This window comes from Martelella sp. NC20 (genome assembly GCF_013459645.1).
Lineage (GTDB): Bacteria > Pseudomonadota > Alphaproteobacteria > Rhizobiales > Rhizobiaceae > Martelella.
Genome location: NZ_CP054861.1, coordinates 2,144,738 through 2,160,747 on the forward strand (window position 1 = coordinate 2,144,738; position 16,010 = coordinate 2,160,747).

General features: G+C 62.9%; 16 protein-coding genes. 4 read left to right on the plus strand and 12 right to left on the minus strand.

All coding sequences use genetic code 11. The features are described from left to right. Window positions 1-285: 285 nt before the first annotated feature. The 4 genes from HQ843_RS10280 to ureG all read left to right on the plus strand — a co-directional run bounded on the left by HQ843_RS10280 (window position 286) and on the right by ureG (window position 2,753). A complete protein-coding gene (locus HQ843_RS10280) occupies window positions 286-825 on the plus strand; it encodes a peroxiredoxin (protein WP_180898397.1) in 540 nt (179 codons plus the stop codon). 154 nt (window positions 826-979) lie between these two features. After that, the gene (gene ureE / locus HQ843_RS10285; protein ID WP_180898396.1) at window positions 980-1,456 is read left to right on the plus strand and encodes an urease accessory protein UreE; all 477 of its coding nucleotides are present in this window, start codon (window positions 980-982) and stop codon (window positions 1,454-1,456) included. After that, complete coding sequence (locus tag HQ843_RS10290) at window positions 1,356-2,126, plus strand: urease accessory protein UreF (RefSeq protein WP_180898395.1); 771 nt, start codon at window positions 1,356-1,358, stop codon at window positions 2,124-2,126. Before ureE ends, HQ843_RS10290 begins: the two co-directional genes overlap by 101 nt. Before the next feature lie 15 nt (window positions 2,127-2,141). Further along, entirely contained in the window at window positions 2,142-2,753 is a 612-nt protein-coding gene (gene ureG, locus HQ843_RS10295; protein WP_180898394.1) for an urease accessory protein UreG, read from the plus strand. Window positions 2,754-2,775: 22 nt separating this feature from the next. Here the strand turns inward: ureG and HQ843_RS10300 are convergent, their stop codons facing one another. From HQ843_RS10300 to HQ843_RS10355, 12 genes are all read right to left on the minus strand, one after another. Continuing rightward, complete coding sequence (locus HQ843_RS10300) at window positions 2,776-3,462, minus strand: Crp/Fnr family transcriptional regulator (RefSeq protein WP_180898393.1); 687 nt, start codon at window positions 3,460-3,462, stop codon at window positions 2,776-2,778. A gap of 272 nt (window positions 3,463-3,734) precedes the next feature. Beyond that, complete coding sequence (locus HQ843_RS10305; RefSeq protein ID WP_180902248.1) at window positions 3,735-7,019, minus strand: efflux RND transporter permease subunit; 3,285 nt, start codon at window positions 7,017-7,019, stop codon at window positions 3,735-3,737. Between the two features lie 11 nt (window positions 7,020-7,030). Beyond that, entirely contained in the window at window positions 7,031-8,218 is a 1,188-nt protein-coding gene (locus HQ843_RS10310) for an efflux RND transporter periplasmic adaptor subunit (protein ID WP_180898392.1), read from the minus strand. Window positions 8,219-8,558: 340 nt separating this feature from the next. Next, window positions 8,559-9,554 (minus strand): ABC transporter substrate-binding protein, encoded by a 996-nt coding sequence (locus HQ843_RS10315; RefSeq protein ID WP_180898391.1) that lies wholly within the window; start codon window positions 9,552-9,554, stop codon window positions 8,559-8,561. 30 nt (window positions 9,555-9,584) lie between these two features. Then, entirely contained in the window at window positions 9,585-10,451 is an 867-nt protein-coding gene (locus tag HQ843_RS10320; RefSeq protein WP_180898390.1) for an ABC transporter permease, read from the minus strand. Next, the gene (locus tag HQ843_RS10325; RefSeq protein WP_371824616.1) at window positions 10,448-11,374 is read right to left on the minus strand and encodes an ABC transporter permease; all 927 of its coding nucleotides are present in this window, start codon (window positions 11,372-11,374) and stop codon (window positions 10,448-10,450) included. The genes HQ843_RS10320 and HQ843_RS10325 overlap by 4 nt, the downstream gene beginning before the upstream one ends. Before the next feature lie 525 nt (window positions 11,375-11,899). Then, complete coding sequence (locus HQ843_RS10330) at window positions 11,900-12,691, minus strand: ABC transporter ATP-binding protein (protein ID WP_180898388.1); 792 nt, start codon at window positions 12,689-12,691, stop codon at window positions 11,900-11,902. Continuing rightward, on the minus strand, window positions 12,688-13,110 hold the full coding sequence (locus HQ843_RS10335) for an NUDIX hydrolase (RefSeq protein ID WP_180898387.1): 423 nt from the start codon (window positions 13,108-13,110) through the stop codon (window positions 12,688-12,690). Before HQ843_RS10335 ends, HQ843_RS10330 begins: the two co-directional genes overlap by 4 nt. Next, the gene (locus tag HQ843_RS10340) at window positions 13,107-13,760 is read right to left on the minus strand and encodes a LysE family translocator (protein WP_180898386.1); all 654 of its coding nucleotides are present in this window, start codon (window positions 13,758-13,760) and stop codon (window positions 13,107-13,109) included. Before HQ843_RS10340 ends, HQ843_RS10335 begins: the two co-directional genes overlap by 4 nt. Before the next feature lie 3 nt (window positions 13,761-13,763). Beyond that, window positions 13,764-15,218 (minus strand): dihydropyrimidinase, encoded by a 1,455-nt coding sequence (gene hydA, locus HQ843_RS10345; RefSeq protein WP_180898385.1) that lies wholly within the window; start codon window positions 15,216-15,218, stop codon window positions 13,764-13,766. Between the two features lie 53 nt (window positions 15,219-15,271). After that, window positions 15,272-15,472: a hypothetical protein gene (locus HQ843_RS10350; protein WP_180898384.1), complete on the minus strand. Its 201-nt coding sequence runs from the start codon at window positions 15,470-15,472 to the stop codon at window positions 15,272-15,274. Next, the gene (locus HQ843_RS10355; RefSeq protein ID WP_180898383.1) at window positions 15,469-15,861 is read right to left on the minus strand and encodes an endonuclease domain-containing protein; all 393 of its coding nucleotides are present in this window, start codon (window positions 15,859-15,861) and stop codon (window positions 15,469-15,471) included. The genes HQ843_RS10350 and HQ843_RS10355 overlap by 4 nt, the downstream gene beginning before the upstream one ends. Window positions 15,862-16,010: the final 149 nt, after the last annotated feature.

Here is a 16,010-nt window from a genome sequence, read left to right on the forward strand (position 1 = left end):
CTCCTGGCTAGCCTGAGGATAACGCGGGGTATGTAACAAAAATTACGCAACTGCCTTGCGCGAGTGGTGAAGGTAAGATGCTGGCAATACTTGCTAATGAGCGTTCTCTAATCCGCATTTGATCGTATCAGGTAAGGCAAGCGCCGCGCTGCAGTGGTAGCCCTGCGTCAGACGCATACCAGATATGATATTGCCGCGATCCACCACGCCGGCCTTTCAACCACAGTCTGGAACCGTTAAAATCTGCCCACGATAAAACCCTCAAGACAGAGCAAGGAGATCGCCATGATCGGCCGTAAAGTTCCGAACGTCACCTTCCGCACGCGCGTCCGCGATGAGAGCATCGAGGGACCGAACCCGTTCCGCTGGCAGGACATGACCTCGGACGATTATTTCAAGGGCAAGCGCGTCGTGCTGTTCTCGCTGCCGGGCGCGTTCACGCCGACCTGCTCGACCTACCAGCTCCCCGATTTCGAGAAGCTTTTCCCGGAATTCCAGGCCGAGGGCATTGACGACATCTACTGCATGTCCGTCAATGACGCCTTCGTCATGAATGCCTGGGCCAAGGGGCAGAACCTCAACAACGTCAAGGTCATTCCGGACGGCTCCGGCGAGTTCACCCGCAAGATGGGCATGCTGGTCAACAAGGACAATCTCGGCTTCGGCATGCGCTCCTGGCGCTACGCCGCCATCATCAATGACGGCGTCGTCGAACAGTGGTTCGAGGAAGACGGTTTTTCCGACCTGTGCGAAACCGACCCCTACAGCGTGTCTTCGCCGCAGAACATTCTGGAGAACCTGAAGCGCGAAGCCAAGGCCGCCTGAACGGCTGCCGCATCGTGACGCAATTCATCGGCGGCCGGCCTTCCGGCCGCCTTTTTCATGGTTGCCGCCAGTTTCGGCGATACTTGCCAACAGCGGCGATGTGGTTATGAATGCTACAACAACCACGTCGTTTCGAAGGCGTGAAGGGGAAGGCATGCAGCGCGTAACCAGCTATATACCGGCAGGCGAGGATGACAGTGCGCCGGCCGGCCGCGTGGAACTGACGCATGACGGCCGGCATCTGCGCCGCAAGGCCCTGAAGCTTTCCAGCGGCGAGAGCGTTATGCTCGACCTGAAGGAGGCGGTGCTGTTTGCCACCGGCGACCGGCTGGTGCTGGAGGACGGCACGAAGATCGAGATCGTCGCCCGCCCGGAAGAGCTTTACGAGATCCACGCCCATGACGCGCTTCACCTGATCCAGCTCGCCTGGCATCTCGGCAACCGCCATTTGCCGTCCCAGATCGAGGAGAGGCGGATCCTGATCCTGCGCGACCATGTGATCCGGCAGATGCTGGAAGGTCTCGGCGCGCATGTGCACGAGGTCGTCGAGCCGTTCCAGCCGGTGCGCGGCGCCTATCACAGCGAGAACTCCCACGGAGACCACCACCATCACGGCCATCACCACGATTGACGGCGGCGCCGTTTCGGGCGCCGCGCTGTTACGGCTGTTATCCTGGCTGTCGCCGGCGTTCCCGCTGGGCGGCTTTTCCTATTCCGGCGGGCTTGAACGCGCGGTCCATGACCGGCTGCTGGAGGATGCGGATGATCTGGCCGCGTGGCTCACCGTGTCGCTTGGCCACGGCTTTCTCTGGAACGATGCCGTGCTTTTATGCGAGGCCCACCGGGCCGCCGGCGACCCGGAGAGGCTTGCGGCAGCAGCAGCCCTTGCCGCAGCCCTTGCCGGCTCACGCGAGCGCCATGCCGAGACGCTGGCGCTGGGGGCTGCCTTCGTCGCGGCCGCCGGTGCGTGGTCAACGCCAGACGATGAGGCCTTGCCGGCCGAAACCCCGCTGCCGGTCGCTTTCGGCGCGATCGCGGCAGCGCACGGCATCGGCCTCGAAGCGGCCTGTCAGGGCTATCTCCATGCCCAGGTCTCGCAATATATTTCGGCCGCGATCCGGTTGTCGCTGTCGGGCCAGGTGGCGGGGCTCACCGTGCTTGCCGGGCTTGAGCAGCCGCTCCTCGCGCAGGCGGCGCGGGCGGTGGCATCCACGCCGGACGATCTCGGCGGCTGCACCTTCAGCGCCGATATCGCGTCCCTGCGTCACGAGACCCAGCATTCGCGGCTGTTCCGGTCGTAACCCACGAGGTAGATGATGAAATCCGAAAACGGACCCCTGCGCGTCGGCATTGGCGGCCCGGTCGGCTCCGGCAAGACCGCGCTCACCGAAAAGCTCTGCAAGGCGCTGAGCCGCGATCATTCGGTGGCGGTGGTCACCAATGACATTTACACCCGCGAGGATGCCGAGGCGCTGGTGCGCATGCAGGCGCTCTCCTCCGATAGGATCGTCGGGGTTGAGACCGGCGGCTGCCCGCATACCGCGATCCGCGAGGACGCGACGATCAACCTCCAGGCGATTGCCGGGCTCAATGCCCGCATTCCCGATCTCGATATCATCTTCATCGAATCGGGCGGCGACAACCTTGCCGCCACCTTCTCTCCGGATCTCGCCGATATCACCATTTATGTGATCTCGGTCTGCCAGGGCGAGGAAATCCCGCGAAAGGGCGGTCCCGGCATCACCCGTTCGGACATGCTGGTGATCAACAAGAAGGATCTGGCCCCCTATGTCGAGGTCGATCTCGACGTCATGGCGCGCGATGCCGAGCGCATGCGCAATGGCGGCCCGACGGTGTTTACCGACCTGAAGCGCGGCGACGGGGTTGAGGCCATCATTGCGTTCCTCAGGGAGGCCGGCGGGCTGTAGGAAGCCCCGTCGCTATCAGCGGTTACAACCGCTTCAGGGCCTCGATGTCGGTGATTTCGATCGTGCGGCCATTGACGTTGACGCCGAGGGTCTTGAGGGAGCCGAAGGCGCGTGACAATGCTTCCGGGGCCAGGCCAAGCTTGCCGGCAAGCAGGCTCTTGCGGCAGGCAAGCCGGAAGGTGGCCGTCGATGCGTCGTCGGGACATTGATCGAGCAGGTAGTGCGCCACCCGTTGCAGCGCGGTGTTGAGCCGGTCGTCGGCCACGCAGTCGACGGCTTCCTGCAACTGCGTCGACAGCGAAATCGCCAGAACCCGCGCCATGCTGCCGTCATCATTGGCCGCGATCTGGCGCACCTTGGCGAGGTCATAGCAGACCAGCGTGGCGTTTTCGGCGGCCTGGGCACTGTAGCGGCAGGTCTCGCCGCTGAACACCAGATCGTCTCCGAAGGTATCGCCCGGCCCGCAGATCCGGATATCCACCTCGCGGCCTTCGCTGTTCTGGCGGAACAGCCGGATATAACCGGTCACGACGCTGTAGAAAGACCGCGCTGTGTCGCCCTCAAGAAACAAGAGGTCAGGCGGGGCGGCGTTGACGAAGCTGGCGCATTCCATCAGCCGGTTGACCGTCGTCATATCGGTCGCCGCCGTCAGGCCGGTTTCGATGAACTGTGCTTTCCTGCGTTCGCTCACATTGATGGTCGTGTTCACTGTCCCGCCTCCCATGGCGCGGCTATGATGGCGTGTATCCACGTACCGGCTCCTTCTCTTCTCACCCGCCGCATACCGGTCCGGAAGAAAGCGGCCGTGTCATCCAAAATATGCTGAAGCCAACGCAAAAGGATTGATTTCAATCAAGCGATGGGCAAGCGACGGCGGTTTCGTCGGCCGGTCTCAGGGCGTCAAAGACTGGAGGCGTCGTCTCAAAAGAAAAAGGCCGGCGTTATCCACCGGCCTTCGTGAGCAATTGTTGCGCAGGCGCGTTACGCCATGCCGCGCTTGGAGATGTTGTCGCGGTTGCTTTCCAGATTGTCGATCCGCTCCTCGAGCCTGGAAAGTTTTGCCCGGTTGGCCTCGCTCATCCGTCCGGCGGTCTCGGCGGTGTAGACCACGTCATTGGGGTCCGCCTTGCCGATGAACCGGCTGAAGGCCCATCTGAGCAGCCGTGCCAGATCGTCCATGATCATGAAGAAGGCCGGCACCACCAGCAGCGACAGCGCGGTCGAGACGATAATGCCGCCGATCACCGCGATCGCCATCGGCGCGCGGAAGGACGAGCCCTCGCCGACGCCGAGTGCTGCCGGCAGCATGCCCGCCGACATCGCGATCGAGGTCATGATGATCGGCCGCGCGCGTTTGCGGCCGGCTTCGACCAGCGCCTGCCGGCGCTCCATGCCATGCCAGATTGCCTCCTTGGCGAAGTCTACCAGCAGGATCGCGTTCTTGGTCACGATCCCCATCAGCATCAACAGGCCGATCAGCACCGGCATCGAGATCGGATTGTCGGTGATGATCAGCGCGATCGCGACCCCGCCAAGCGCCAGCGGCAGCGAAAACAGGATGGTGAACGGCTGGATGACGTCCTTGAACAGCAGGATCAGCACCGCCAATACCAGGAACAGGCCGAGCATCATGGCGTTCACGAAGCTCTGCTGCATTTCGGCGAGAACCTTGGCATCGCCGCTTTCGGCAAGCGTCACGCTTGCGGGAAGATCGGTGCTCTCGACGATCTCGCGGAAGCGTGCGGTCGCCGGATCGAGCGCCACGCCCGGCGGCAGGTTGGCCCCGATCGAGACCACGCGGTGGCGGTCGTAACGCTGCACGGTGCTCACGCCCTCGGAATAATCGACATCGGCGACCACCGAAAGCGGCACCATTTCGCCCGACGCCGTCTTGATCTTCAGCGCGCGGATGGCGGCAAGGTCGCGTCTCAATTCCAGATCGGTGCGCACCCGCACCGGGATGAGACGGTCATCGAGCGAGATTTTCGCCAGATTGGCGTCGACATCGCCGACCGTTGCCACCCGCACCGTCTCGGAAATCTGCGCCGGGGTGACGCCGAGACGGGCGGCGATTTCCTTTTTCGGCCGGATTTTCAGTTCCGGGCGCGGCAGCGCGCCTTCCGAGGAAACCTTGTCCAGCATCGGCTCGGTGCGCAGCCTCGCCTCCAGTATGGCGACCGCCTGCTGCAGGTCCTCTTCATTGTCGGAGAGGAAGTTGAATTCGATATCGCGCTGCCCGCGATCGTTGAGCTTGGTCACCCGGAGGTCGGGAATGTCGGAAAGCCCGGCCAGGATCTCCTGCTCGATCTGCCATTGCGGGATTTCGCGTCCCGATGGCGAGATTTTCGGCAGATACTGTCCGATCACCGGCAGGCCGCCAAGCATGTCGTTGACCAGCGCTTCCGGTAGCGAATGGGCGAGTTTGCCGAGCGTGACGGTGATGGTCGCGCGGCGATATTCGAGGTCGCCAAGCGGCGAGGAGCCGCCAAGCACGGTGACATCCTCGACGCCGTCATAGCCGGCGATCCGGTCCGCGATCAGGTCGGTCATTTCCTCGGTGTCGGACAATCGGGCATTCGGCGGCAGTTCGATCGACAGCACGATGCGCGAGGCATCTTCCGGCGGCAGGAAACTGCCGGGAATACGCGCCATGAAGAACAGCGAAACGGCGAGAACGCCGATCGCGGCAAGCAGCGTCGCATAGCGCCACTTCGTGGTCCAGCGCACGGAAGCGGTATAGCCGCGCATGATCCGGCTGTCGTTATGCTCGCTGTCCTCGCTGTGCTTGCGCTTGGAGGGCTTCAGCATGTAGGCCGCCATCACCGGGGTGATCAGGCGGGCGACCACCAGCGAGAAGAACACGGCGAAGGCGACCGTCAGGCCGAACTGGATGAAGTATTGTCCGGGAATGCCCGGCATGAACGAGACCGGCACGAATACGGCGATGATGGTGAAGCTCGTCGCGATTACCGCGAGGCCGATTTCGTCGGCGGCTTCGAGCGCCGCGCGATAGGGCGTCTTGCCCATGTTGATGTGGCGCTCGATATTCTCGACCTCGACGATCGCGTCGTCGACGAGGATGCCGGTCGCAAGCGTCAGAGAAATCAGGCTCACCAGGTTGAGCGAGAAGCCGAGCATGTCCATGATCCAGAAGGTCGGGATCACCGACAGCGGCAGGGCGACCGCGGCGATCAGCGTCGCCCGCCAGTTATGCAGGAACAGGAACACCACGATGATGGCGAGCAGCGCGCCCTCGTAAAGCGTGTCCATCGCGGCGGTGTAGTTGCCCTTGGTGAAATAGACGGCGTCGTCGATCAGCGAGATCGAGACCTCCGGATTTTCCGCGCGCACCTCGTCTAGCGCCACGGCAACCGCATCGGCAACCGTCACCTCGCTCGCGCCCTTGGAGCGGAACACGCCGAAGGAGACCACCGGCTCGCCGTCATGGCGGGCGAAGGTGCGGGGTTCCTCATAGGTATCGGTCACGGTTCCGAGATCGGAAAGGCGGGCGAACCGGCCGCCGCCGAGCGCGATCGTGGTGCTGGCGAGATCGGAGACGCTGCGGCTGTCGCCGAGCGTGCGGATCGCCTGCTCCGAGCCGCCGACCTGGCCGCGGCCCGAGCCGACATCGGCATTGGTCTGGCGCAGCTGCGCGTTCACTTCCGAGGCGGTGATGCCGTAGCTGGCAAGCTTGTTGGCGTCGAGCGAGACCTGAATTTCACGGTCCGCGCCGCCGTAGCGATCGACCCGGCCGACGCCCTTGATGCCTTGCAGCGCGCGCTCCACCTTGTCGTCCACGAACCAGGATAGTTCCTCCAGCGACATGTTGGGAGAGGAGACCGCGAAGGTCTGGATTGCCTGACCCTCGACATCGATCTTGCGGACCACGGGCGCCTCGGCGTTGGCCGGCAGGTCGGAGCGGATATTGTCGATCGCGTCCTTGACGTCGCGCAGCGCCTCGTCGGGACTGACTTCCATGCGGAACAGCACCGAGGTTGTCGATATGCCGTCCGTCACCGTCGAATTCAGCTCATCGACGCCGGTCACGCTGGCGATCGCGTCCTCGATCTTCTTGGTGACCTGCATTTCGAGCTCGGCGGGGGCGGCTCCCGACTGGGCGACGGTGACGGCGACGACCGGCACGTCGATGTTCGGGAAACGCGTGACCGGCATGCCCTTGAAGGCCTGAAGGCCCAGGAACAGCAACAGGCCCATCACAAGAAGCGGGGCTACGGGATTTCGGATCGCCCAGGCTGAAAAGTTCATCATACGGACCCTCAGTTGGTCGCGGCCGCGGAAGCGGGAACCGGGTTGATGCGGTCGCCGGCGCGTACATAGGCGCCGGCCTTGGCCACCACCTGGTCGCCTTCGGAAAGCCCGCTTACGATCTGAACGGTCTCACCGTCCTGGATGCCGGTTTCCACCTCCACGACTTCCACGATACCGTCCGTGACGCGGCGAACCGTGGCGGTGCCCTGGCTGATATTGACCGCGGTCAGCGGCAGGGCCAGAGCCTCTGCCTCCCTGGTAATGATTTCGGCGCTGGCATACATGCCCGAACGCGCGGTTTGCGGATTGTCTATGGTGATGAAGACATCGGCGAGCCGGGTGGTGTCGTCGACGATCGGCGAGACCAGCCGCACCGTGCCCGTGATCGGCTGGCTGTCGCCGACGAGCGAAATTTTCGCCTTCTGGCCGGCCGCGACCTTCATCACTGCATCCTCGGGGACTTCGGCGACAAGCTCGATCGCGCCGTCCTCGATGATCGTGAACATCGGGCTGGTGGAGCCGCTTGCGATGGCGCCGATACGCGCATTCTTGTCGGAGATGACGCCTGCGACCGGGGCCTTGATATTGGTGCGCTCCAGTCTGAGCGCGATGTCGTTGATCTGCGCCTCGGTGACCGCGATCTCGGCATTGGCGACCGCGATGGCCTCGCCGGCGGCCGCAGCGCTGGCATCGGCGCGCAGCGCTTCGGTTTCGGCCTGTTCCAGCGCGGAGGTCGAGACCGAGCCGTTATCGGCGAGCCTTTTGGTGCGTTCGAACTGGCGGCGCGCATCGGTTCGGGCGGCCTCGCTTGCGGTCAGCTGCGCCTTGAACTGCGCCAGGCTCGCCTCGGCTCTGGCCTTGTTGGCCTCGAGACTGCTGCGCTCGAGCGCCAGCATGTCGGTGCGCAGCGTTGCCAGAACCTCGCCGGCCGTAACCCGGTCGCCGATATCGACCGTGATGGTTTCGATCGAAAGGCCCTCAAGCAGCGGCTGGACGAACACTTCCTCGACCGGGCGGATGGTGCCGGTTGCCAGCACCACTTCGGTGAGCGGCTTGACGACGGCATCGGTTACCACGATCGCAGGCAGGGAGATCGCCTGTTCGGCGGGCGCCGCGGCATCTGCGGCAAGGGCCGGCGCGGCGGCGAGCGCAAGCAGCATCGCGGTCGCGGTGACAAGGCGGGTCGGTCTCGGCATGTGTAGTTCCCCTATCGGCCGGGAGGAGGCCGGTTCCATCAGGAGCGATCGTCCGGCCCGAAGGCGCGCGAAGAGGCTCGTTGTGCTAATCTCGCCGCGGCGGACGGATTTCCGCCATGGCAAAAAATCAATCTGGCAATCGCAAGAGCGGCCCGTTGGGCATGCAACGTCTCGCTTTGCGGCAGTTCGTCATAAAATCAGCCTTTTTCAAGATCGTCGCAGGCAGAAAGTCGAATTAATTGAACCGAGTGGTTCGATTTAAACCCGATCTGGTGCAAAAATGCAATACGCGCGGCATCGATCGGATGCCGCGCGTATCGGTTTCGCTGCCTGTATGGGATCAGTTGGAAAGCGCCGCGTCGGTGATTTCCAGCGTATAGGCGCCTTCCGGCTGCTTGGTGATGACCGGGTCGGAGCCGCCGCCGAGCAGGACGTCTACCGTGCGCTGGTAGTCGGCCGGATCGAGCGCGCCGTTGGAACCGGCCGTCAGCTTGGCGACCTCGCCCATCATCCGCTTCTGGTGCTTTTCGGTCTGGGCGCCGGTGTCGTCATAGTCGAGCACGATCTCGGCGGCTTCGTCCGGGTTTTCCTCGGCCCATTTCCAGCCCTTCATCGAGGCGCGGACGAACTTGATCATGTCGTCCTTGAATTTCGGATCCTTCAGGTTGTCTTCAAGAACATAGAGGCCGTCTTCTAGCGTCGCCACACCTTCGTCCTCGTATTTGAAGGTGTTGAGCTGGTCTTCCGAAATGCCGGCATCCACGACCTGCCAGTATTCATTGTAGGTCATGGTGGAGATGCAGGCCGCCTGCTTCTGCAGCAGCGGGTCGACGTTGAAGCCCTGCTTCAGCACCGTCACGCCGTCTGCGCCGCCATCGGTCGGAATGCCGAGATGGGCCATCCACGACAGGAACGGATATTCATTGCCGTAGAACCAGACGCCGAGCGTCTTGCCGGGAAAATCCTCCGGGCTCATGACGTTGTTTTCTTTCAGGCAGGTCAGCATCATGCCCGAGGATTTGTAGGGCTGGGCGATGTTGACGAGCGGCACGCCCTTTTCGCGGGTCGCAAGGGCGGACGGCATCCAGTCGACGATCACATCGGCGCCGCCGCCGGCCAGCACCTGTGCCGGCGCGATATCCGGGCCGCCCGGCTTGATCGTGACATCGAGGCCTTCTTCCTCGTAGAAGCCCTTTTCGAGGGCGACGTAGTAGCCCGCGAACTGGGCCTGCGTGACCCATTTGAGCTGCAGCGTGATTTCATCGGCGGAAAAGGCCTGGCCTGCCCCAAGCATCATGCCGCCCGCGGCAAGCGCCGCGATAAAAGTCGATTTCATGGTTACGTTCCCCTATTTTGGCTTGCTGCATCACGACCGCCCCGAACGGACGGAGGGATGCCAGAAGGTGACGGCGCGCTGAATGAGCGCCACCACCCCGTAGAACGCGGAGCCGGCAACCGCCGCCACCGCAATTTCGGCCCAGACCATGTCGATATTGGCCCGGCCCACTTCCGTGGAAATCCGGAAACCCATGCCGACGGTGGGTGTGCCGAAAAATTCTGCCACAATGGCCCCGATCAGCGCCAGCGTGGAATTGATCTTCAGTGCATTGAATATGAACGGCCATGCCGCCGGCAGGCGCAGCTTGATCAACGTCTGCGACCACGAGGCGGCATAGGTGCGCATCAGGTCGCGCTCCATGTCGCTTGCCGAGGACAGGCCCTGGATGGTGTTGACCAGCATCGGAAAGAAGGTCGCGACCACCACCACGGCGGCCTTGGACGGCCAGTCGAAGCCGAACCACATCACCATGATCGGCGCGATGCCGACGATCGGCAGCGCCGAGACGAAATTGCCGAAGGGCAGCAATCCGCGTTTCAGGAACGGCGAGCGGTCGATCAGGATCGCCACGATGAAGCCCGAGCCGCAGCCGAGCGCATAGCCGATCAGCACCGCCTTCATGAAGGTCTGGCGGAAATCGGCCCACAGGATCGGCACTGACGTGGTGAGCCTTGCCCAGACATCGGAGGGCGCCGGAAGCAGGATCGGCGGAATGTCGAAGGCGATCACCGCGCCTTCCCACAGCACCAGCAGCGATATTCCGAAAATCACCGGCACGGCGAACCATGCGATCCGCGACAGCGTGCGATTGGAAAAATTCTGCCGCACCAGCCATTCGTTGAAGGCCCAGCCGCAGATCCAGAAGGTCAGCGCAAACCAGACGAAACCGTTCATGGCCTGACCCCCATGCGCTTCAGCACCATGGCCTGCGCCACGCCGACGATCGCAACCAGGATCGAGGCAAGAATGGCCGCCATGAACAGCGCCGACCAGATCTGCACCGTCTGGCCGTAATAGGAGCCCGAAAGCAGCCGCGCGCCGAGCCCCGCCACAGCCCCCGTCGGCAGTTCGGCGATGATCGCGCCGACCAGCGAGATCGCGATCGCGATCTTCAGCGAGGTGAACAGATAGGGCATGGCCGAGGGCAGGCGCAGCTTCCACAACACCTGGCGGTCATTGGCATTGTATGTGCGCATCAGGTCGAGTTGCAGCTGGTCCGGCGAGCGCAGCCCCGAGACCATGCCGACGGCGACCGGGAAGAACGACAGATAGGTCGAAATCAGCGCTTTCGGCAGCAGCCCGGTAATGCCGACCGCGTTCAGAACCACGATCAGCATCGGCGCGATCGCGATGATCGGTATGGTCTGGCTGGCGATGATCCACGGCATCATCGAGCGATCCATCGTGCGGTTGTGGACGATGGCGATGGCAAGCACGACGCCGAAACCCGAGCCGATGGCAAAGCCCAGCAGCGTCGACGACAGCGTGATCCACGCATGATAGACGAGGCTGCGTTTCGACGTGATCTTCTTGTCGATGGTCGTATTCCAGAGCTCGGCCGCCACCTGATGCGGCGACGGCAGCACCGGCCGCTCCAGCGTGTAGCTCTGCTTCACCACCTCCGCGAAGGATATTTCCTGACCCGCCCGCCGGGCCTGATCGGTAACAAACTGACGGTTCATGACCACCACGAACACGCACCAGATCGCCAGAATGGCGAGGACCACGGTGGCAATGGGAAGGACGCGCTCACGCAGCATGGCGAGGTCCCTTCTGCCATTGCTGCGCGCAACAGCGCGGTTTGTCGTCGCCGGCATGGGCCAAACCCACCCGCCAATCTCCCCCCTTGAGGGGGAGATGTCGCGAAAGCGACAGAGAGGGGTGCAGCATATCCGTTTCGCTCTGAGTGCGTGGCTGGCGGTTCACCCCCCTCTGCCCCTGTCGGGGCATCTCCCCCTCAAGGGGGGAGATTGTAGGGAGACTATCGGCGCGCATCCCAACCGGGCGCCACACTCCGGCGTCATCTTCAGGCTTGTCCCGAGGACCCAAGCACGTTTCCGCACGCGAGATGTGGGTGGCTGAAACGTGAATTGGTCTCACTAAATCAGCTCCCAAAATGTGGCGTGTTTTTTCAACTTTCCAGATCGTTGAAGGTCTTGACCAGCCCAGCGCATATCGTACTGCCAAGTATAGAAATATTTTCCAGAGCCTCTGAGTTCGGGCTCATGATTGTCCCAGATATGCTTGCATGTGTCGGCTATGTTTGCCCGACCTTCATGAGCTCTGAGCCCCTCAACGATCCATCTTTCGAGATCAGTCTTAATAGTCATCAGTCTATCCTCTCACTCATAACTATGCCCCGCCCTCAGCCCCTCGCGCACGCGGTGGGCGATCTTCAGGAATTCCGGGCTTTCGCGGATGTCGAGCGGGCGTTCCCTCGGCAGCGGGCTGTCGATCACGTCGGTGACGCGGCCGGGGCGGGGGCTCATCACCACGATCCTGGTCGACAGGTAGACGGCTTCCGGGATCGAATGGGTGACGAAGCAGATGGTCTTGTCGGTCCGCGCCCAAAGCTTCAGAAGCTGTTCGTTGAGGTGATCGCGGACGATCTCGTCGAGCGCGCCGAAGGGTTCGTCCATCAACAGCAGATCGGCGTCGAAGGCGAGCGCGCGGGCGATCGAGGCGCGCTGCTGCATGCCGCCGGAAAGCTGCCATGGGAATTTTTTCCCAAAGCCTGCAAGATCGACGAGGTCCAGCACCCTTTCGATCCGGCGCTGTTGATCGGCCCTGGTATAGCCCATGATTTCAAGCGGCAGGGCGATGTTCTTCTCGATGGTGCGCCACGGATAGAGGCCGGCGGCCTGAAACACATAGCCATAGGCGCGGTCGAGCCGGGCGTTTTCCGGCGTGGTGCCGTTGACGGTGATCTTTCCGGCGGTGCTCTTCTCCAGATCAGCGATCACCCGCAGGAACGTGGTCTTGCCGCAGCCGGACGGGCCGATGAAGGAGACGAAATCGCCCTTTTTCACCTCGAGATCGACGTCCTTCAGCGCGTGTACCGGGCCGTCATTGGTCTGAAAGGTGAGACAGAGGTCTTTGGCCGATACGACGGAGAGCGGGTTTTCTTCGGTCATGCTGTGCTCCGGGCTTCGGCAAATCGTCTGGCGGCGATGGGGAAAAGATGTGTGCGGGTGAGCGGCGCGCGCTCGACGGCGACCGGGCCTTCTACCGGCAGCCATTTCAGCTCCTCGATTTCCGCCTGAGGCGCGACGGCGGGCGCGGCCAGCCACGAAAACGCTTCCGCCTCGACGATCATGTCCGGCTCGTTGGCGGCCTGTTCGCGGTAGCAGCCCTCATAGCGGAAGTCGTCCGGCCTGGCGTCGAGCGCCAGTTCCTCGCGCAATTCGCGCACCAGAGCGGCAATCGGCGTCTCGCCGGCGTCGATCTTGCCGCCCGGCTGCATGAAGGCGGTGGTGCCGCGTTTGCGCACGGTCAGCATTTCGCCGCGGTCGTTGATGATCAGGGCGACGGCGATGCGGATATCTGCGCTCATGCCCGCCGCTCCCATGCAAGAATACCCGCCAGCGCGATCAGCACGCCGCCGGCAACGGCCTCGAGCCACAGCACCACGCGCTCGGTGATGACCTTTGCAAGCGCCGAAAAGGACAGCGCGTAGATCAGCAGCACCGGAAGCTCCAGCAGCACCGAAATGCTGCCGAACACCACCATCTGCAGCGCCACCGGCCCGTGCGGATCGATGAATTGCGGCAGGATGGCGACGAAGAAGGCGAGGTTCTTGGGGTTTGCCGCCTGAATGCTGATGCCCTTCCAGTAGAGCTTCAGCGGCGGGGCGGCGATCCGGGGTAAGGTCGCTGCCGCGAGCGGGACATCGGCCTTCTCGCCGCTCCGCCATGCCCGCCACAGCGGCAGGATCATGCCGATGCCGAGCCACGCCAGATAGGCCGCGCCGACGATCTTGAGGATGTAAAACAGCGTGGCGCTCGCCAGGATCAGCGAGGCGACGCCCGCCGCCGACAGCGCGAAATAGACGGCGTTGGTGGTGAGAATCCCGGCGGCAGCGCATTGCGAGCGCCAGAAGCCCTGCCGCATCGACAGGCCGACGACCAGCAGCACAGCCGGCCCTGGCGACAGGCATAGCAAAAATTCGGTCGCGGCAAACGCCGCCACATTCGACCAGTCCATGGCTCAGACCCCGGAACGCGGAATGCCGGAGCGCTCGACCTTGCGCGGCGCCACCAGTTCCTTCCAGGTGGAAAGCGCGGTGTTGACGGCGGTGAACGGCTCGCGGGAAACGAATTTGCCGTGGCCTTCCTCGGTCTTCACATTGCTCTCCTCGACCACGACCTTGCCGCGCGAAAGCGTAAAGCGCGGCAGGCCCTTCACATGCTTGCCCTCGAACACGTTGTAGTCGATGGCCGATTGCTGGTTGCCTGCTGATATCGTCTTTTCGCGGGTCGGGTCCCAGACCACGATATCGGCATCCGCGCCCACCAGGATCGCGCCCTTCCTCGGGTAGATGTTGAGGATTTTTGCAATATTGGTCGAGGTGACGGCGACGAATTCGTTCATCGTCAGCCGGCCGGTGGCAACGCCATAGGTCCACAGCATCGGCAGCCGGTCCTCCAGCCCGCCGGTGCCGTTCGGGATCTTGGTGAAATCGCCGAGGCCGGTGCGCTTCTGCTCGGTGGTGAAGGCGCAGTGATCGGTGGCAACGCAGGAGAGCGAGCCCGCCTGCAGCCCGGCCCAGAGTGAGTCCTGGTTCTGCTTGTTGCGGAACGGCGGCGACATCACCCGGCGGGCGGAATGGTCCCAGTCCTTGTCGAAATATTCGCTCTCATCCAGCGTCAGATGCTGGATCAGCGGTTCGCCATAGACCCGCATGCCCTTCTGCCGCGCGCGGCGGATGGCCTCATGGCTCTGCTCGCAGGAGGTGTGCACGACATAGAGCGGAACGCCCGCCATATCGGCGATCATGATCGCGCGGTTGGTGGCCTCGCCTTCCACTTCCGGGGGCCTTGAATAGGCGTGGCCTTCCGGGCCGTCATTGCCCGCAGCCAGCAGCTTCGCCTGCATGCTGGCCACCACATCGCCATTTTCGGCATGGACCAGCGGCAGCGCGCCAAGCTCGGCGCAGCGCTGGAACGAGGCATACATCTCGTCATCATTCACCATCAGCGCGCCCTTGTAGGCCATGAAATGCTTGAAGGTGTTGATGCCCTTTTCCCTGACGACGGTTTCCATCTCCTCGAACACCTGTTGGTCCCACCAGGTGATCGCCATGTGGAAGGAATAGTCGCAGTTCGCCCGCGTCGACTTGTTGTCCCAGCGTTGCAGGGCGTCCAGCAGCGACTGGCCGGGATCGGGCAGACAGAAATCGACCACCATCGTGGTGCCGCCGACAAGGCCCGCGCGGGTGCCGCTTTCGAAATCATCGGAGGAATAGGTGCCCATGAACGGCATTTCGAGATGGACATGGGGATCGATCCCGCCCGGCATGACGTAGCAGCCGGAAGCATCCAGCGTCTCGTCGCCGGAAAGGTCCGGGCCGATCGCGGTGATGATCCCGTCCTCGATCTTCACATCGGCCTTGTAGGTGAGGTCCGCGGTCACGACCGTGCCGCCCCTGATGACTGTGCTCATAACTGTTCCCTTCATGCTTTCAACGGGCGGTTTTCCGCTTCTCGTTCAAGTGTTCATTTGATCCGCCATTTTGGCCGTGGCGGAATGTTCTGTTCAAGGCCTTTCGGCGCGCCGGTCGGATTTGGTTTGACCGCGCCGCGACTTTTGCCCGGCCCGGTCATTTTCAGCGGTCCGGTATCGGCGGTGACCGATGAGGCGGGCTTGCCGCCGATGAAGCCGCGGGAGCGGAGCGGGGGCTTTTGGATGGATTTCATTGGATTTGCTCCGTGGCGGGATGGAAACGCGTGGTGTTGCAGGCTTCTTTCAAGCGGCCCTCAAGAATGGCGACGATGGTTTCGAGGACGTCGTCTGGTTCTCGCAGCACCTCCTCATTCCAGAACCGGATAACCGAAAAGCCTGTCCTGTTGATATAACGCGTCCTTTCTACGTCTCTTATATTTTCGGCATGTTGCGCGCCATCCAGCTCGACAACAAGCGCTTTTTCCCGACAGGCGAAGTCGGTGATGTAGGGGCCGATCGGATATTGCCGCACGAATTTGAAGCCGTTCAGATTGCGGTTCCTGATCTCGCGCCAAAGCATCTTTTCCGCATCCGTTTCGTTGCGGCGTAGCGCACGGGCGTATTGGGTAGAGATGTTTGGCATGAGCCCCCCTCATCCGGCCTTCGGCCACCTTCTCCCCTCAGGGGAGAAGGGGCGGCGCTTCGCGTTCGATGGTTGTGCTGTTCGGATACTCAGCGTATGCCCCACGGCTCCCCTCTCCCCTTGGGGAGAGGGTGGCGCGCATGCGCCGG